Source organism: Streptomyces sp. NPDC093591 (assembly GCF_044764885.1).
Lineage (GTDB): Bacteria > Actinomycetota > Actinomycetes > Streptomycetales > Streptomycetaceae > Streptomyces.
In genome coordinates, this window is record NZ_JBIWIY010000002.1 from 543,859 (window position 1) to 562,134 (window position 18,276).

The window sequence follows — 18,276 nt, forward strand, 5'->3', positions numbered from 1 at the left end:
AGGAGGTGCCCTCATGGGGGCTTGTGACCTGCCTCTGATGCAGACGATGTGCAACACCATCGGCGGTGTCGTCGGATCGACGGGCGAGGCCGTCACCGATGGCATCGGCGCCTGGATCGCCAAGTCGATGGGCGAGATGGCCCAGGCCGCCGCCGAGCTGGCGTCGAAGGCCGTCGACAGGACGACGGCCATCGACCTGAATGCCGAGTGGTTCAGGAGCAACTACGAGTTGCTGCTGCCGATCGGCCTCATTCTGACCGTCGGCACGTTCTGCCTGCAGCTCGCCCGCGCCGCCTGGCGCCGGGACGAACGTGCCCTGGCCCAAGCGGTCAGCGGCACGGTGGCCGGTGTCCTGTTCGCGTTCGCCGCCATCGCCTGTACCACCGTGGCGATCACCGTCGTCGACGCCCTCAGCGCCGGCCTGTTCAAGGCGGCCAACACCTCCATCGACGACGCCGTTCGCCGCATCATCGCGGTCAACAACCTGGGGCCCATGTACGCCCTGGGCTGGACTCTCCCAGCCATCGCCGCGCTCGGCAGCGCGGTGGGTGCCTTCCTGTACTGGGCGGTGATGGTCGCCCGGAAGGTCGGCATCCTGGTCCTGGTCACGCTCGCCGTGTTCGCCGGGGCCGGGGGCGGCTGGGAAGTGGCCCGGCGCTGGCGTCGCGGCTGGATCGAGGCCACCGCGACTCTGATCGTCTCGAAGTTGCTGATGACGATCGTGTTCCTGCTGGGCGTCTCGGCCATGGGCAAGAGTGACGCCTCGGACGGGATCAGCGCGCTGTCGGACGTTCTGGCGGGCGTCGTCGTCATGGTTCTGGTGATGCTGTGCCCGTACGCGACGTACAAGTTCGTGCACTGGGCGGCCGACGGCTCCGGCCATGACGACCTGCACCGTACGGGCGTCGCGGGGGTGGCGGTGGCCGCCGGTGCGGCGAAGACCGCGGGCCAGCTCGCGATGCAGGCCGGCACCGGCATGCGTGCTCCGCAGGGCCCGTCGAAGGTTCCGGGCCAGGGCTGGGGCGGTGTCGCCTCCGGCATCGACCCGACCGGCGGATCCGCCGACGGCGACAAGCCGAAGCAGACCCACTTCCGCTTCGGCGAGGACCCGAACGCCACCGGCGACAAGGGCCGGGCACTGATCCGCCGGCCTCCCACCGACGGTGACCGCGGGCAGCCGCTGATCCAGCGTCCCGGCCAGGGCACGGCGGCCGACGCGGCACCGGTCTCCTCCGGGCCGACGCCCCAGGGCGCGGCGGTGGCCCAGCCGCGGGTCACGCACCTGGATCCGCCGGCACCACAGCGTCCCGGGCCGGTGGGCGGGCCGTCTGCGCAGGGCGGTGCCACGCCGCAGCGGTGGGTCTATCCCGAGCCGCCGGCTGGATCAGGCTCGTAGCCCTCGCCTGACGGGGCGGGCGGCAACGGTCGCCTCCGGCGCCGCCCGCCCCGTCTCCCCTCTCTTCTTTCTTGCTCTCCACGTTCCAAGGACGGCTTCGCCATGCTTTCCGACACCTCTCAGCCTGACGGCCCGGCCACCGTGAAGTTCCCGCATCGCTCGCGGCGCGGCGTACTGCTCGGCCTGTCTGCCCCTCAGCTGATCGTCGTCACCGTCACCGGCCTGCTGCTGCTCGCGGTGTTGCTCACCTCCGGCGTCCCTGGGGCGCTCAAGCTCATACCGCTGTGGGCGGGAATTCTGGCAGCGGTGTTCGTCCGCCATCGCGGACGGTCCCTCGCCGACTGGGCACCCATCGCCGCTCGGTACGCGCTGCGCCGCTTCCGGGGCCAGTTGGTCTGGCTCGCCCGGCCGTCCACTCGGCCGCGTCGCGAGGGCCTGCTGCATCTCCCGGGCACGGCGGCGTCCTTGCGGGTGGTCACCGCCCCGCAAGGCCGTTTCGGCGCGGTGCACGATCCGCACCACGGCACGCTCACCGCGGTGGTGAAGGTCTCCTCGCGTGCGTTCGCGCTGCTCGATCCGGCCACCCAGGCCAGCAACGTCGCAGGCTGGGGGCGGACGCTGGCGGCTCTGGCGCGCACCGGGCACATCGCCCGGGTCCAGGTCCTGGAGCGCACGGTGCCTGATTCCGGCGACGCGCTCAACCGCTACTGGCACGAGCACGGCAATGAGGCGACCCACCTCGCCGGCCCCATCTACAGCGACCTGCTGGCCGCCGCCGGCCCCGCCGCGGCCCCGCACGAGGCGTACGTCGCGCTCGCCCTCGATCTCAAGGCGGCCCGCCGTCTGATCAACCAGGCCGGAGGCGGGCTCACCGGTGGCTTCGCCGTCCTGGCCCAGCTCACCGCCACCTTCGACCAGGCCGCCCGCACTGCCGGTCTGACGCCCAGCGGCTGGCTGGACGCAGCCAAGATCGCAGCCGTGATCCGTACCGCGTACGAGCCGAAGGCGTCGGCCGCCTTGGACCAGTGGTCGGCCTCGGGCCGCCCGCAGGCCGAGCCCGCTGCCGCAGGCCCCGTCGTCCTGGTCGAGAAGGCCGACCGGATCAAGACCGACTCGGCCCACCACGCCACGTTCTGGATCGAGAACTGGCCCCGCATCGAGACCTCACCCGGCTTCCTGCACCAGCTCCTGTTCACCTCCGGGGTGCGCCGCACCCTCTCGCTAACGTACGAGCCCAAGGGACTGGACTCCGCGCTCAAGGACGTACAGCGTCGCAAGGCCACCGTGATCGCGGACGCCGCCGAGCGGCAGCGCAAGGGGCAGGTCGATTCCGAGGAGGACTCGGTCGAGTACGCCGACATCAAGCAGCGCGAGCGCCAGCTGATCGCCGGTCACGCCGACGTCGCCCTCACCGGCCTGCTCACCGTGAGCGCCGACACCGACGAGCAGCTCAACGCCGCCTGCGCCGCGATCGAGACGGCCGCCGTCGCCGCCCTCGTCGACCTGCGCCTCCTGACCTGGCAGCAGGCCGAGGCCTTCACCAACGCCGCCCTGCCCCTCGCCCGCCCGTAGCGCACGCAACCGCACCACCATCTCGCGCTCTACCGAAGGGCACCCCCATGCCGACCGAGCCCCTCCCCGAACTGGCTCCGGACTTCGTCCCATTCGCCACCGCCGCGCTCGACTTCCACCAAGCGATCAACATGCCGGTCGCTCCGGTCGCCGCCGGCCGTGCCGAACTCGACTCCCTGCACGCCCACATCGTCGCGCTGTACGGGCTGCTCGACGCCCACACCGCCCGCACCTCACCGGTGGCCAGGGCCGAGGGCGACCACCTCCGGGCTTGCCGGATCCGGCTGTGGCAGGCAGCCGAGCACCTCCACGCCGCCTTCCACGCAGCCCCTCACCCCGGCTCCGGCCGCCTCCCCACCCGGGAGGCGTGCCGGGCCCGGCTGCCCGAGGGAGCGCCCGAACTCACCGTGTGCCAGCGCCACCTGGCCACCGCCACCCGCGTCCGCCGTGACCACACCCCAGCTGATCTGCGCGACCCCTTCACCGGCCTCACCCGCCACTGACCGCCAGGAGCACCACCCCCATGGCCACTCGTACCCGTGCCAGTGCCAGCCCGCTGTTCGTCCCGCGCAAGAGCGACCGCCGCACGGCGCGCGCCGCCCGCCATCAGTTCGCCGCCGCCCGGGATCAGGCCCGGCACGCCGCGCGCCCCGCAGCCCGCCCGACCGCGCCCGGTCACGACCCCGAACTGCGGGCCACCTACCCGGCCGCTGGCCGTCCCGGCCCGGCCTCCGCCCGAGGCGGCCGTCTCAAGCTCCCCGCCCACCGGATGACGACGGCCACCGCGTCCGGGGCCTATCCCTTCCTCGCGGAGGGCGGCCTGGGTGCGCAGGGGATCTACATCGGCCGTGACGTCCACGCGGAGGCGGCCTTCACCTACGACCCATTCGCCCTCTACGGGCGCCTCGACGGCTTCACCAATCCGAACATCCTGCTGGCCGGGATCATCGGCATGGGCAAGTCCGCCCTGGCCAAGTCCCTCGCGGTGCGCGCCGTGGCCTTCGGATACCGGATCTACGTACCCTGCGACCCGAAGGGCGAGTGGACCGTCGTCGCCCAGGAGCTGGGCGGGCAGACCATCGCGCTCGGCCCCGGTCTGCCCGGGCGCCTGAACCCCCTGGACGCACCCGCCCGGCCATACGGCGTCAGCGAGGAGGACTGGAGGGGCGAGGTCCGCAAGCGACGGCTACTGCTGCTCGGCTCGCTCGCGAAGACGGTCCTGGGGCGCGAACTGCATCCCATGGAGCACACCGCCCTTGATGTGGCGCTCGACCAGGTCGTCGCCCACGCCGAGGCCAACGGCACCACGCCGCTGCTGGGCGAGGTCGCCTATGTCCTCGGCTCCCCCGAGCGGCTCGATGCCGCGCTCGGCGAGTTGTCCGGCCGTCTCGGCCATGCCGCCGAGGACCTGGCCCACGCTCTGCGCCGACTCGTGCACGGCGATCTGGCCGGGATGTTCGACGCGCCGAGCACCGTGACGTTCGACCCCAGTGCGCCGATGCTGTCCATCGACCTGTCGCGCCTCGGCGGCGCGGGCGATGACACCGCGCTCGTCCTGGCGATGACCTGCGCCTCCGCCTGGATGGAGTCCGCCCTCGCCGACCCCGCCGGAGGACGGCGCTGGGTGATCTACGACGAGGCCTGGCGCGTCATGCGGCACGTCGCGCTGCTGGAGCGGATGCAGAGCCAGTGGAAGCTCTCCCGCGGCCTGGGCATCGCCAACCTGATGGTCATCCACCGCCTCAGCGACCTGCTGGCCGCAGGTGATGCCGGCTCCCGGGGCCGGGCCCTGGCCGAGGGCCTGCTCACCGACTGCTCCACCCGGATCATCTACCGCCAAGAAGCCGACCAACTCGCGTCTGCCGCTTCGCTGTTGGGGCTGACCGGGGTCGAGACCCAGGCCGTCTCCGCTCTCACCAAGGGGCGTGGTCTGTGGAAGGTGGCAGGCCGATCGTTCATTACTCAACATCTCTTGCATCCGCGGGAGCGCGAGCTGTTTGACACGGACGCCCGGATGGCCGCGATCACTCGTCCTTGATCAATCCCACCGTTCGAGGGGCCGGTGCCACGTCCCGGCCCCCAAGTGTTCCCGCCCCGAGCGTCCTTAGGAAGTCCGCCTTCATGCCTCAGCAGAACACGATCCGCCGCTTGGCGCATCGGCTCGTCCAGCACTACCTCCGCGCCAGCGCGGCCAACGCCTCTCGCAGCCATATACCCCTGGCCACAGGCCCGTTCGCGGCCCTTGACGAATCCCGGCGGCTCGATGGCCGCCAGGCTCCACCGCCCAACGAAACAGGCCTCCGTAATGGCTGACCGGGCACCGACCACGCACGGTGGCAACCTCCCCGTATCTCGTTTCGCCGCGTCGGTGTCAGAGCGCCAGGTCGCCTCCGCAGCCCGCAAGCCCAACGACCGTGCGGACCTTGCGGCGTTTGCCCAGGGACTCGCCGCTCGACTGCCCGGCTCATGGACCGTCGTCGCCCATGAGCACACCGCGTACGCCGATCAGTTCCCACTCGCGCAGCGGGTCTGGGACCTCGGGCATGTGCACTGGGCCTTCGATCAGTTCGTGCTGTCCCGGGACGCCGTGCTCACCAGCGACACCGGTTGCGAGTTGGTCGTCGTCGACCGCCCGCGGCGCAAACGTGAGTTTCTGATCGCCGCCTTGCAGCCGAGCGGCAGCGATGTCACGGACCGGGTGAACGCTCCCAACGGCATCGTCGTCGACGCGGACCCGGTGCGCGCGGCGGCGGCGGTGGCCAACCGGCTACTTCCCCGCTACGAGCAGGCCGTACGTGAAGCACGCGTTCAACACGTCGCCCTGGCGGTAAATGCCGGCGAGCGGGTGCTTGCCGAGTGGGACGCGGTCTCCGACAGCCTGTGCGACGCCGACCACTGGCCCCTCGACGAGCGCTACGACCTGCGCCAGCAACAACGGGATGCGGAGATGTGGGCTCTGTTCGCTCCCTTCCTCGACCACGGCCCTGCCTTGGTCGCCCACGCCGAGGCGATGCTCCCGTTCCTGGATCCGGAGGATCGTGCGGATGGGCGGTGGCCGTACCGGCTTCGGGTGCTGCGCGAGGCCCTGGAGGGCGGCGCACGCGTTCAGGCCGACTTCGAAGCCGTCACCGGTGCGCTGCTGCCGGATCACCCTCGCGCCGAGGCCGTGTTCACAAACGCCGTCGTCGAGCGCAATGCCGAGGGCTGGCACTACTCCCTGACCTGGATGGAGAACGGCGGCGCACTCGTCGAGATGGCACGAGCCGAGCGGGCCCTGCACGGCCGTCCGCACAGGTCACAGCAGTCCACGCAGGTCCAGGCCGCCCGCGCCCGGTCCCCGCACGCGATCCGCCGGAGCGTCGCGACGACAGCGGTGTCCGCCCCTGCGGCGCCGCCCGGCCTCCTCACGCAGGACCGCGTGCGTCGATCGCGCTAGCGCAGATTCCCGGCCCCGCCAAATCCGGCTTCGGCCCACATCCTCGTCCTCCGCACGGCCCCGACCTCTGCGAGGTGCACCTCTCGTGGCGGAAACACGCCCGCATATCACCGTCGCCCACCACGCTCAGTACGGCGTCGTGGCCGCGATGTCACATGACAACCACGTCGCCGATCACATGCTGCGGCGGGTCGGTTTCGAGCGGCTGCCCGGCAGCCGCCTGTACGCCCTGACCGAGCCGAACCGCGACCTGACGCGGCGCGGGCAGCAAGCCGTCCAGTCGCTGCGCGCCGCGCAGTACAGCGTCACCTCAGACGCCGCGTACGACCTCAAGCCCGCCACCCGGCCCACCCCTGGCCGAGGCCTCTTCGACGGGCTGTGGGACAGCCCCGTGCAGGAGGCCCTGGGCGGCGAGGAGGCGGCGGCCTTCACCGCTTCGCACGCGCTCGCTGCCGACATCCGGGCCGCCCGGATCGTCGTACACGACCAGGTTCGCGATCCCGAGGGCACGCTGCGCGCGGTCGGAACCGACATGCGCACAGGTGAGGGCGTGTTGCTGCACGGCGAAGGCGATCTGCGGTACGTCGAGACGCGACTGGACAGCACGGCCCTCGCGTTCGACGCGTTCTCCTACATCCGCGGCAACGGACGTCCCGATCCGACTCCCGCGACCTGGCAGCGCCGAGCCCAAGCCGCCACCGCCATCTCCCCGGCTCGCGCCAGCACTTCGGTACCGCAGCGGCCCGACGTCACAGTCACCTACCGCCCGGACCCGGCCGCTCGGCAGCCGGTCCGCGCCCGCTAGGTCATCCACACCGAAAGGAAGTCTTCAGCATGAAACTGCACCTCGAGCCCGACGTCGCCTTCGGTGTCCACCCGGACCTCGGTGTGGCCGCTGCTGTGGCAGACGACCGCCCGTTCCTCGACGAAGTGCTGGGCAAGCACCACTTCCGGTACAACAACGCCCTCGATCTCTACTTCCTGCCCGGCGACACCCCGCACAACACGGCGGTGCGGGCCGTGGCCCGCGCTAGCCGCGAGTTCCAGGACGTCGGCCTCTCGGTCGCCGCCGACCCAGGCATCATGCTGCCGCCCCCGATCCCCGCGCCGGACGGGGTGCCCGGACGCCAGGCACTGCCCGGACAGTCACTGACCGCCCTGACCGGAGAACTGCACGAGCTGCGCCGCTCGGCCGATGTCGCCGACGTCCTTGAACAGATCCTCGACGAACACCACGGCGTCGTAGGCGACTTGGAGGAGTTCATCGACACGGCCGCCGCCTGGTGCGATCGGCTCGACACCGCCAACGGCCGCGAGCTGGGCCAGCACCTGCGCACCATCGCCCACCACGTCGCTTTCCTCGGCGACCAGCTCGTCACCGCCCAGCTCGACCTGGCGGTCATGCCGGACGTGACGCCGGACAACGCCCCGCCCCTGGCCGACGTACCGCTGCTCCCCCGGCACGAGATCCCGTCCGTCACGCACACCGCCCGCGCCCGCGCCGCTCTCGCATCCTCCCCGAACCGCCCGGCCGCCCAGTCCACTTCCCAGGACGAAACAGCCCGTTCGCCAGCTCCCCCGTCCAACCCTCGTCGTACGCGCTGACCTTCCTCTCAATCGCACAAGGAGTCCGGCTCATGGCCGTCAAGAAGATCTGGACCATCAACCACGCCTGTGGAGACACCACTCAGGTCGATCTCTCCGACCGTCCAGCTGACCGGCGTGCCGGTTACGCCCGCTGGCTCGCCGAGCGCGACTGCACCGACTGCTGGCGCGCCACCCAAGGTGAGGACACCGAGTCCAAGGCCGAGTGGCTGGCGAAGAAGCGAGCCGCCGAGCAGGCCGAGGCGGAGGAATGGTCAACGCGGTACCGGATGCCTCCGCTGGAGGGCACCGACCGGGCCATCGCCTGGGGCACGCGCTGCCGCCACCAGCTCATGTCCGCCGCGTACACGGCCCTGGTGCTCGAAGGCACCACCAGCGAGGCGGAGTGGGCCGCCATCGAGGACGCCGCGCGGCCCCTGACCCGTGCCGGGTGGTGGCTGGACCAGCGCGATACCGACCCCGCCGACCTGCCCGAGCTGCTGGCAGCCGCAACCGGGGGCGACCGGCCCACCGAGAACCCGCACTTCTGACCTGCCTGCGGAGGCCTCCCTGTCCACCACGCCCGATGTCGTCATCACCCGCGAGCCGACCGGCAACGTCATCGCCGAGGGCGGGGACGAGCTGGCCGTCACCCTTCTCAAGCGTGCCGGGTTCGTCATCGAGACCACCCCGCTGTCCTTCTGGTACCGCCTGCCCTGGGACATGGGCGAGGAGCGCGAGAACCAGATGGCCAGCTATGCCGCCCGGATGCTCGCTGCGGTCGGCTACGAGGTCGAACTCGATCCCGGCCTGGACGTCACCCGGATCACCACGCCCACCGATCCCCTCGGCACGCGCGTCTACGGGCAGCAGATCCTGTCCCTGACCGACCAGCTGAACGGAACCGAGACATACGCGGGAGCAGCCGACCTCATCGAGCACGTCGTGGACCCGGACGACGGCATCCTCGTCCGCCTCGGTCAGTTCTTCGAGGCCGCGGCCGTGCAGGCCAACGTCGCCGACACCGATGACGGCTGGGCTCTGTCCCACCGCTGCGAGGACGCCGCTGCCACGCTCACCTCTCTCGCCGAGGACGTGCGCGATGCCGGCCACGAGATGCAGAGGCTCGAACCGCCCCCGAAGCGGAGCTGGCAGGAAGGCGTCGCCAGCTACTACGCGACGGCCCCGCGCCCGCGCACCGGAGCCACGCCCGCGGCGTCCGAGGAGCCCTCCGTCACGCCGCCCGACACGCCCCGGCCGGGCCGGGCTCGCTGACCGCTCCCCCACCGCTCCGTCCAACTCCCCTGCTCACCGCGACAACCGCCTGGAGCCCGCTCGTGATCACCAGAGCCATTCGCCGCCCCGCCGCCACCCGTAGGTCCGCACCCCTCTGGATCCCGCCTTGCCATCTCCGCGAACCAGCACGCCCTCGACCACCACCGGCACCGACTTCCTCCTTTACCTCCTGATCGGCATCGCCGGTCTCGGCATGGCGGGAGGCTCGCTGGCCTGGCTGTTCGGCAATCTCGCCAACGCCGTGGGCGGCTCGGACCCGTGGGCCGCTTTCCAGCCGACCGACGCGCTCCTGCACCCCGAACGCGTCTGGCCGCATCTCGCACGGCCCGCCGTCCTCACCGGCTGCTACCTGCTGCCCGCCGCCACACTCGCCGGGGCAGCCGTCCTCGGCACCCGACTATGGCTGCGCTTTCGCCGGGACCCGAACGGGCTGGCCGATCAGCGGGACCTGGCCGACCTGCTCCCCAAGAAGATCGCCGCGAAGGCCATCGACCTGCGGCCCAGCCTGAAGGGCACCAAGCCCAAGGCCGTCGCCCCGGACGACCGCGGCGTTTTGCTCGGCACGCTGAAGCCGGGCGGCACCGAGGTCCGCTCCTCCTGGGAGGACGTGCTCCTCGCGATCATGGCGCCCCGCTCCGGGAAGACCTCGGGTCTGGCGATCCCCGCGATTCTGCGCGCCCCCGGCCCGGTGCTGCTGACCTCGAACAAGGCGGCCCGCGATGCCTTCACGGCGACCCTCGACGAGCGCTCCCGCATGGGCACGGTGTGGACGCTGGACCCGCAGCAGATCGCCCACGCCCCGCAGACCATGTGGTGGGACATCCTCGCCGACGCCCACGATCTCGCCGGAGCCCGGCGGCTGGCCGGGCACTTCGTGACCGCCTCGGTGGACGAGTCCAGCGCGGGCGACTTCTGGTCCACCGCCGCCGCCAACACCCTCACCGCGCTGTTCCTCGCCGCAGCCCGCGACCACCGGCCGATCACCGACGTGCTGGCCTGGCTCGCCTCCCCTGCCGACCGCACCCCCATCGACCTCCTGCAGGACGCCGGCCTCGACGCTGTCGCCGCCCAGCTCCAGGGCACCGTGGCCGGAGCCGTCGAGACCCGCGACGGCATCTTCGAGACCGCCCGGCAGTACGCCAGCTGCCTCCTCGACCCGGGCATCGCCGCCTGGGTCACCCCTCCCAGCGCCCTGGAGAAGGTACGGGAGTTCAAGCCGGAGGCGTTCGCGACCAGCAAGGACACCTTGTTCCTGCTGTCGAAGGACGGCGGCGGCTCCGCCTCGGCGATCATCGCCGCAGCCGCCGACGCGGTGATGCGCGCGGCCGTCATCCAGGCCGAACGCGACGGCGGGCGCCTCGATGCCCCGCTGCTCGCGATCCTCGACGAGGCCGCCAACGTCTGCAAGATCGCGGACCTCCCGGACCTCTACTCCCACCTCGGGTCCCGGGGCGTCATCCCGATCACGATCCTGCAGTCCTACCGCCAGGGCGTACGGGTCTGGGGCGAGGCCGGCATGGACGCCCTGTGGTCCGCCGCGACGATCAAGCTGGTCGGCTCCGGCATCGACGACGCCGACTTCGCGGACAAACTCTCCCGCCTCGTCGGCGACCACGAAGTACGCACCGTCTCCGTGTCCACCAGCGAGTCGGGTAAGTCCACGTCGGTGTCGATGCGCCAGGAGCGCGTGCTGCCGGCCGACGCGATCCGAGCCCTGCCCAAGGGTTCCGCGCTTCTGCTGGCCACCGGGGTCCGCCCCGCCCTTCTGGACCTCAAGCCCTGGTACCGCGAACCGGAGGCCGACCGACTCGGCGCCGCCTCCGCCCAGGCGACCGCGGCCATCACCGAGCGCGCGCTGGCCAAGCAGTTGCACCGCGACGACTTCGGCCCGGCGGCATGACCGCCCCGGCCCGGCACGACGCGCGCACGAGACGCGGACGTACGGCCCATCGCGTCCCTGAGCCGCGGCTCGCCTCCCCTTGTTCTTCTTGAGGTGTCTCCTGTGTCCCACCCCGTACCAACCTGGACGTCCATCCGCCCGTCCGCGCGGCTTGCCGGTACTCCCGCCGTACGCCACGGCGGCCACTGGTGGCTGGTCACGCCGACGGGCACCGTGCCCGCCTCGGACCCGGTCTTCACCGGCGAACTGGACCGCTTCGCCGCCGACATGGCCGCCGCCGACGGCGCCGTCGCGAACCTGCGCACCGAGCGCACGGCCGTAGGTGAGGACCAGCGGTGACGCCGCTCATCCAAGCCGAGCAGGCCGTCCTCGGCTCGGTCTTCCTCGACCCCGGCCAGCTCGACCATCTCTCGCCCTGGCTGCGGCCCGAACACTTCTACCGTCCGGCGCACGCCGCCCTCTACGCCGCGATGGTCAAGCTCCGCGCCGACGGCCACCCGGCCACAACGGGGAAGAGCGGAGACCCGATCCCGCTCTCCTGGGTGACGGACACCGTGCAGGAGGCCGGCACCTGGACGCGTGGGCTCACCGCGTCATACGCCCATTCCTTGATCTCCGCATGCCCGCGCGCCACCCATGCCCCCGTCTACGGGCGGATGGTCCTGGATGGCGCCATCCATCGCAGCGTCACCCAGCACGCCATCCGACTCCACCAGGCCGCGCGTGCCGACGCCGTCCGCGGTGGAGTCGAGGAGACGGTCCACCACGCCCAGGTGTTGGCCGACGTGCTCGCCGATCTCGCCCACCGGTGGGGCACCGAGCCACGGCCGGTGCAGCCCCCGTCGCCGAACACGTCACCCTCCCCGCAGGCGCAGCCCGTCGACGAACAGGTTCTCGCCGACGAGGAGCTTCTTCTCGGCTGTATCAGCGCCCGGCCCGAGCAGTTGCTCGACGTTGTCGGCTGGTTGCATCCCGGCGACTTCGCGGACATCGGCCATCAGCAGATCTACCGCGCTCTGGGCGCACTGCATCACCGCGGCGAGCCCATCGATCAGCTGACCGTGCTGTGGGAAACGCAGCGCCGGGGGGCTCTGTCCGACGGGACGCTCGACGCCGAACGCGTTCTGCGGATCTGCGATCCGCTGTCCCTCTCCGGGGTGGCCGAGTATTTCGGCGAGCAGGTCGTCCAGGCCTCACTCGTCCGCACGGCCGCGGCCTCCGCCCGTCAGGTGCGCGCGCTGGCCGACGACGAGTCCCTGGCCCCGGGACGGCTGATCGGGTACGCCCTGCACGCCCTGGGCCCGCTCGACGAGGTCCGGCGTCGCCTACAGGTCGCGTCCGGCACCGAGCCCGCACCACCGCGCCCGGGCAGTGTGCCAGCCGTTGCACCGCCTGAGGCCCGCGTCGACGCGGCCCGTTCCCGTAGCCGCCCCCGCGCCACCGCCGCCTCGGCTCCGACGGCCACCGCGGCCCCGCATGCCCCTACTCCCGACCGTGCCACCCGCCGGAGCCAGTCATGACAGACCACATTGGCCGCGCCGGCCTGGAGAAGGACGAGCTGTACGCCGTTGCCCGGGAGTTCGACCAGCTGCGCGTTCAGATCACCATCCCCCAAGCCGCGAGCGATCTCCTCGATCTCGTCACCGCATCCCGACAACTGACCACGCTGACAGGGCTGGTCAAGGACCTGTCGGACGAGGTCCTGTTCCGGGCCGTCGACGACGACCCCGGGCTCGACTTCGGACCGGTCATCGACGCGTACACCTCGGCGGCGGTGCCCGCGGGACGCGCGATGGAGAACTACACCGAGGCGTATGCCCAGTTCGGTTTCCTGCGCCGCTTCGCCGAGGCCCCCGAGTCGGCGGATCTGCGCGACGCGCGTGCGGCGGCGTTCCATGTCGTCCAGGAGCGGATGGAGCTCGTACGCGACGATCTCCAAGAGGTGAGCGACACCTTGCGGGGCGCGGCAGACCGGCTGGACGGCACGCCACCGCGCGTGCTTGCAGCGCTGAGTCGTTCGGCACGGCCGACGAACTCGATCTACCGCCTGCCCACGGAGGCGCCGGCCCCTGGTCCCGTCCGTCTCGCCTACACTCCGGCACCCCGCCATGGCCGCTGACCTGACCTCGGTGGGGACGCCACCGTTGATCGGGAGCCTGTGCTCCGGCTACGGCGGCCTGGACCTCGGTGTCCAGGCCGCCCTCGGAGGCTCGCTCGCCTGGCACGCCGAGATCGATCCAGGTGCCGCCCGGATCCTGGCCCGCCACTGGCCCACCGTGCCCAATCTCGGCGACATCACGGCCGTGAACTGGGCCAATGTCCCGGAGGTGTGTGTCATGACGGCCGGCTTCCCCTGCCAAAGACGTCTCCGTCGCCGGCCGCCGCGCCGGACTGGCTGATGGCACCCGGTCCGGCCTGTGGCACCACGTCGTCCGTGCCATCGAAGCCCTCAACCCCTGCCTGGTGGTGATCGAGAATGTCCGAGGGCTCCTCACCTCGCCCGCCGGTTCCCCTGGCAACGTGGAACTCTGCCCGTGGTGTCTGGGAGACACCGCAGGCCAGCCTGCTGTGCGCGCACTCGGTGCCGTACTCGGCTCCCTGGCCGACATCCGGTTCGATGCGCGCTGGTGTGTGCTTCGTGCCTCCGACGTCGGAGCCCCGCACCGCCGAGAGCGGATCTTCCTCGCCGCCTGGCCATCCGGACGGATCACCGCTGCTCAAGACCCCGACCAGCAACCTCGGGGCCAACGGGGGCAGCCAGCACCCGGCGAAACGCAAGCAGGGCGGCCACGGCCCGAACTTGGCGGACGAGATCGAGTGGCTCCTGCCCACCCCGAAGGCCTCCGACGGCACCAAGGGCTCACCCAACCAGCGCCACGGCAACGGCGACTTGACCTTGCCCTCGGCGGCAGCACGCCTGCGTCCCACCCCGGATGCCACGCCCACACGAACGACAGGGCAGCGGAAGGGCGCTGCCAGCAGGACCCCGCGCACGCACGCAACGCCGCTGTTCGGGGATCCGGCGCACCAGCAGGACGGGCCGAGATCTGGGGGCCGTACGCCGCCGCGATCACCCGCTGGGAACACGCCACCCGTCCCGCACCGCGGCCAACCGACGACGCCGGTCGCCTCAGTGCGCGGTTCGTGGAGTGGATGCAAGGTCTTCCTCCCGGCTGGGTGACCGACACACCCGGACTGGGGCGCCCCGCCCAACTGACCGCTCTGGGCAACGGAGTTGTTCCCCAGCAGGCCGCCCGCGCCGTGCAGAACCTGGCCCCACCGAGGACCGGATGCCGCCATCGCGCGCCGCGCTGACCTGCGCCTTCTACACCCGTTTCCCGGCCGGGCCAAACCCCCGTTTCTCCGGAACCTCGACATCCCACCCACCAGAACTTGCACCAGGGGTAGCCATGTCCGAATCCGCCCACGAGAGCGAGCCGGTGCGCATACCGGACCACGACCTGGACGACCTCGTCGCCACGGTCACCCGGCTCGTCGCCGAGAGCCGCAAGCAGGGCGAGACTCTCGCCCGGCTCACCGACGACCAGCCGTCCGAGGACGACAGCGAACCGGCCGATCCCGTTCACCCTGAAAGCCCGGCGTCGGCCTCCGCACCAGCCGAAGGCAATACCAACGACGGCCCGGCCTCCGTCTTCATCCTGGCGCTCGGCACCAAGGCATACGCCGAAGAGCTGGCCGCGCTGACCAACTGGGTGCACAACCTGCTCCTGCCGGTCTACGGACGGGAGATCACCACCGGCCGCCCGTGGTGCCGGCAGTGGCAGGAGCACCCCGAGGCCGTGGCCCGGCTGCACGCCCTCTGGCTCGCCTGGCAGCAACTCACCGACGTCCAGGCCGGCCTCACCGGTCCCTCCACCTGGCACCGCGACCACCTCGACCCGGCCCTGCTCCAACTACGCACCGCGGACGGCCCGTTCGGCGCCTGCACCACCAGTGCGGCCCGCCCCCACCACCGGCTGCTGGCCTCGCCCGAGCCCGCCGGAGTCTGAGATGGCCCACGCGTACGAACCCCCTGCGCCGGACTACCGGCTCGACGGCTTCCAGGCCGCCACCGCGCAGATCGAGGACGACTTCTTCTCCGTCACGCTCTCAGACGATCTGTTCGTTCCTTTCGCCGAGCACCACAGCGCCGACGGCCGGGACAGCTACCTGCTGCTGTACGACCGGTCCGCGATCTGGGACATGCCCGGGACGGCGGAGTACATCACGCTGCACATCACCCGCGACATCGAGCAGCGCACCTTCGACTTCGCGTCCGAGCGCCACCCGGTCGTTCCGCTGGCGCAGCGCTGGCTGATCGGCCGGGGCTGCCCGCAGGAAGCCGCCGAGGGATCCCCCCACCACGGGCCCCGCCCGGCCGACGCGGTCACGGCCCGCCTTGAGGACCTGCTCCGGACCAACCCCGGCAACCGGTACGAGGTCCTCGACCACTACACCGACAACCCGTCCTCCTTCGACGTCGGCGTCGAGGTCCGCACCCTCGTCTACGACAGCCACCCCGACTCGGCGGACGCGCCGTATCGGCTCTTCCTCGAAGAGACGACCAAAGACATGCACACCTACACCGTGCGGGAGGGTGTCTTCCCCAGCGCCGAGGAAGCGGACACGTGGGTCGTGGAGCGGGACTCGCCGCTCCCCCTGGCACCTGCCTCACCGGGCGCCTTCGGCCGCCGGGCCGCAGCCGCCCGCGTTCGCTCCACGATCGGCGGCAACGGCCTCGCCGTGGCTCCCGCACCCGTCTCCCCACCACGATCAGCGGAACCTGCTGCGACGCGCTCCCGCAGGAGCACGCGATGAGCCGGGCGCGGTACGCCTTCGCCGCCCATCCCGAGGCACTGGCCGATCTGCGCGCCGTCCCGGAGAAGATCCGCGACCTGGCCCTGCTGGAACTGCAGCACCTGGTCCACGGCAACGAACGCGGCGCCGCCCTCCAGCGCGAACTGGCCGGCTGTCACAAGGTCTACGTCGACCCGGAAACCCGCTGGCGCCTGGTCATCCAGTACCGGGATGCTCCCGCCTCTTCCCAGCACAAACGGGAGATCTACCTGCTCGCGGTCGGTGAGCGCCAGGACCATGCCGCTTACCGCGCCGCGGCCTTTCGGCTGGAGCGCGAGCGGGCGGCCACCGCTGCGAACCCGCACGACCGACGTGCCCAAGCCGCTACGGCCCGCTCTCCTCGCCACCGCAGCGTGCGACCAGTCACCGGTACCCAGCAGCCTGCGGCGAGGACCACTGCCACGAACCGCACCACGTCGGAACGAGCCACGCGGTCCCGCTGACGGCGCTCAACCACCCTTTGGAGACCTCACGTGCCCAGCCTCTCTCCCTCACCCACCCGTCACACCGAACTCGTGGACCAGGCCGTCGCCCGCCTCTCGCCCCGTTGGACCACCTGGACCCTGCAGACCATCCAGCACCACGGCCCCATGCGCCTTGCCGACATCAACTCCGCGCTTCCGTGGATAGGTGTCCATGCCATGGCCCAGATCGTGCGCCGCATGCAGACGAGCGGTCTCCTGGACCGGCCTCAGTTCGGGGTGTACGACCTCACACCGCTCGGCCGCGATGCGCGGTCCGTCCACCGTGCGATCTCGGCCTGGCACCGTACCCACCTCGCTGACGACGTGGCGTCGCTCGCGGAGGCGGAGCGCGTAGAAGACGCACTCGGCCGACTGCGTGGGAAAGGCGCGATCCCCCTCCTCCATGCCCTCGCGCAGTACGGCCCCCTTCCCAACGGCGCGCTGCGAAACGAGGCCGCACTCGCCACCGGCTCGTTCCACTACCGCATCACGCAGCTGCAGAACGACCGGCTCCTCACCCGCACGAGCCCCTTCTCCGGCCGAGGCTCCGAGTACACCCTGACGTCCGCGGCCCGCGGACTCACCCCCGTGTACGCCGAACTCGCCGAGTTCGCCCGCAAGGCACTCCCAGCAGCGGCTCGCCCGGACCAGCACGGTGCGACAGCTCAGCAGGCCGTACGGGCGAGCGCCGCCGTGCGCCGCAGTCCTGCGGCTGCTTCCGAGCTGTTCTCGCACGTCTCCGCCCCCGAGCCGCACGTCCCGGCGTACGTCACCGCACTCTCCCACCCGTCCCGAACCAGGTGACCCGAGTGCCCGCCCCCAGACTTCGCCGCGCGACCACCCCCTCATGCTCCAACACGAGCCGCTCAGCCGCCCGTGCCCCGCCGCCCGGAGGCCGTCTCATGCCCAGCCCGGATCCCCTCGCCCTCGACCCGATTTCGGATGTCCTGGTCAGCCCCGGCTACCTCGCCGGCCCTGGCGACAGCCGCAGTATCTTCAACGCCCTTGACCTCGCCCACGGTTGGACCAAGGCCATCGCCTTCGGCACCGACACCTACTACACCAGTCCGTGCCAGCGCGTACGCGTCGCCAACGCCGTAGAGAGCTTCTACGGCGGGTGGACCATCTCCTACGCCGAGGACCCGCTCGGCGTCCCCGACTGGATCACCACGTTCGACCGGAACACGCCCCACGAGATCGTGGCCGCGTTCACCAAGACCCTCGTCGACGGCCTGCACAACAACTTCGCCGACTACCTCAGCGGCGGCCAGCACCACACGGGCATCAGCCCCGCCTCCCTGACCGCGCAGCACGGGTGGGAGCCGGTGCAGGGCTCCCGGCCGTTCCGCACGGTCTCCCCCGACGGCCACGCCGCCTATCAGATGCGCGTCGGCTGGCTCCACGAGTACGACGAGTTGCTCACGCCCGAGAAGTCGACGTGGCGGATGTCCGCCGGCACCGACCGCGTGTACGCGCCGAGCTGGCGGACCTTCTTCAGCCGGTACACCCCGCAGCACCTCATTGCGGCTTCCACTGCCGCGTTCACGGACCCCACCCCGGTGCGGCGCGCCCTGGACCACATCCCCGACCGTCACCGCTCACTCGTCTCAGTGACCCACGTGGAGACGGCCGGGCTCGGCCCGCCGGCCGCAGCGGCACTCGCCCGCAGCGCGAACAGCCTGGCGATGTCCGTACCACCACGCCCGGCCACACCCAATCCACTCCCCGCACGCACCGGGTCCCGACGGCAGCGCTAACGCACTCCTTCCGG

At 71.5% G+C, this 18,276-nt stretch carries 20 protein-coding genes; all 20 read left to right on the plus strand.

What is annotated here, in order from left to right; genetic code table 11:
• Positions 1–13 precede the first annotated feature (13 nt).
• The 20 genes from ACIREI_RS05725 to ACIREI_RS05820 all read left to right on the plus strand — a co-directional run bounded on the left by ACIREI_RS05725 (position 14) and on the right by ACIREI_RS05820 (position 18,262).
• Positions 14–1,396, plus strand: a complete 1,383-nt coding sequence (locus ACIREI_RS05725; protein WP_403327695.1) for an ATP-binding protein — start codon at positions 14–16, stop codon at positions 1,394–1,396.
• A gap of 102 nt (positions 1,397–1,498) precedes the next feature.
• Positions 1,499–2,968: an SCO6880 family protein gene (locus tag ACIREI_RS05730; protein WP_403327697.1), complete on the plus strand. Its 1,470-nt coding sequence runs from the start codon at positions 1,499–1,501 to the stop codon at positions 2,966–2,968.
• A 47-nt stretch (positions 2,969–3,015) separates the two neighbouring features.
• Complete coding sequence (locus ACIREI_RS05735; RefSeq protein WP_403327699.1) at positions 3,016–3,471, plus strand: DUF6238 family protein; 456 nt, start codon at positions 3,016–3,018, stop codon at positions 3,469–3,471.
• Between the two features lie 20 nt (positions 3,472–3,491).
• A complete protein-coding gene (locus ACIREI_RS05740) occupies positions 3,492–5,006 on the plus strand; it encodes an ATP-binding protein (RefSeq protein ID WP_403327701.1) in 1,515 nt (504 codons plus the stop codon).
• Positions 5,007–5,336: 330 nt separating this feature from the next.
• A complete protein-coding gene (locus ACIREI_RS05745) occupies positions 5,337–6,404 on the plus strand; it encodes a hypothetical protein (protein ID WP_403327703.1) in 1,068 nt (355 codons plus the stop codon).
• An 85-nt stretch (positions 6,405–6,489) separates the two neighbouring features.
• Entirely contained in the window at positions 6,490–7,209 is a 720-nt protein-coding gene (locus ACIREI_RS05750) for a hypothetical protein (protein WP_403327704.1), read from the plus strand.
• Between the two features lie 29 nt (positions 7,210–7,238).
• A complete protein-coding gene (locus ACIREI_RS05755; protein ID WP_403327706.1) occupies positions 7,239–8,009 on the plus strand; it encodes a hypothetical protein in 771 nt (256 codons plus the stop codon).
• A 32-nt stretch (positions 8,010–8,041) separates the two neighbouring features.
• The gene (locus ACIREI_RS05760) at positions 8,042–8,539 is read left to right on the plus strand and encodes a hypothetical protein (protein WP_403327708.1); all 498 of its coding nucleotides are present in this window, start codon (positions 8,042–8,044) and stop codon (positions 8,537–8,539) included.
• A complete protein-coding gene (locus ACIREI_RS05765; RefSeq protein WP_403327710.1) occupies positions 8,433–9,263 on the plus strand; it encodes a hypothetical protein in 831 nt (276 codons plus the stop codon). The genes ACIREI_RS05760 and ACIREI_RS05765 overlap by 107 nt, the downstream gene beginning before the upstream one ends.
• Positions 9,264–9,390: 127 nt before the next feature.
• Positions 9,391–11,184 (plus strand): type IV secretory system conjugative DNA transfer family protein, encoded by a 1,794-nt coding sequence (locus ACIREI_RS05770; RefSeq protein ID WP_403327712.1) that lies wholly within the window; start codon positions 9,391–9,393, stop codon positions 11,182–11,184.
• A 102-nt stretch (positions 11,185–11,286) separates the two neighbouring features.
• On the plus strand, positions 11,287–11,523 hold the full coding sequence (locus tag ACIREI_RS05775) for a hypothetical protein (RefSeq protein ID WP_403327714.1): 237 nt from the start codon (positions 11,287–11,289) through the stop codon (positions 11,521–11,523).
• Complete coding sequence (locus ACIREI_RS05780; RefSeq protein WP_403327716.1) at positions 11,520–12,704, plus strand: DnaB-like helicase N-terminal domain-containing protein; 1,185 nt, start codon at positions 11,520–11,522, stop codon at positions 12,702–12,704. Before ACIREI_RS05775 ends, ACIREI_RS05780 begins: the two co-directional genes overlap by 4 nt.
• The gene (locus ACIREI_RS05785; protein WP_403327718.1) at positions 12,701–13,303 is read left to right on the plus strand and encodes a hypothetical protein; all 603 of its coding nucleotides are present in this window, start codon (positions 12,701–12,703) and stop codon (positions 13,301–13,303) included. Before ACIREI_RS05780 ends, ACIREI_RS05785 begins: the two co-directional genes overlap by 4 nt.
• Positions 13,293–13,583, plus strand: coding sequence for a DNA cytosine methyltransferase (locus ACIREI_RS05790; RefSeq protein WP_403327720.1), 291 nt, complete (start codon positions 13,293–13,295; stop codon positions 13,581–13,583). Before ACIREI_RS05785 ends, ACIREI_RS05790 begins: the two co-directional genes overlap by 11 nt.
• Positions 13,576–14,499: a DNA cytosine methyltransferase gene (locus ACIREI_RS05795; RefSeq protein ID WP_403328057.1), complete on the plus strand. Its 924-nt coding sequence runs from the start codon at positions 13,576–13,578 to the stop codon at positions 14,497–14,499. The genes ACIREI_RS05790 and ACIREI_RS05795 overlap by 8 nt, the downstream gene beginning before the upstream one ends.
• Before the next feature lie 95 nt (positions 14,500–14,594).
• Positions 14,595–15,194: a DUF4913 domain-containing protein gene (locus ACIREI_RS05800; RefSeq protein ID WP_403327722.1), complete on the plus strand. Its 600-nt coding sequence runs from the start codon at positions 14,595–14,597 to the stop codon at positions 15,192–15,194.
• Position 15,195: 1 nt separating this feature from the next.
• Positions 15,196–16,002, plus strand: a complete 807-nt coding sequence (locus ACIREI_RS05805; protein WP_403327724.1) for a hypothetical protein — start codon at positions 15,196–15,198, stop codon at positions 16,000–16,002.
• Positions 15,999–16,484 carry a type II toxin-antitoxin system RelE/ParE family toxin gene (locus tag ACIREI_RS05810; RefSeq protein WP_403327726.1) on the plus strand — a complete coding sequence of 162 codons (486 nt, stop codon included), beginning with the start codon at positions 15,999–16,001 and terminating at the stop codon, positions 16,482–16,484. Before ACIREI_RS05805 ends, ACIREI_RS05810 begins: the two co-directional genes overlap by 4 nt.
• A gap of 30 nt (positions 16,485–16,514) precedes the next feature.
• A complete protein-coding gene (locus tag ACIREI_RS05815) occupies positions 16,515–17,309 on the plus strand; it encodes a winged helix-turn-helix transcriptional regulator (protein ID WP_403327728.1) in 795 nt (264 codons plus the stop codon).
• Between the two features lie 98 nt (positions 17,310–17,407).
• A complete protein-coding gene (locus tag ACIREI_RS05820; protein WP_403327730.1) occupies positions 17,408–18,262 on the plus strand; it encodes a DUF317 domain-containing protein in 855 nt (284 codons plus the stop codon).
• Positions 18,263–18,276 lie beyond the last annotated feature (14 nt).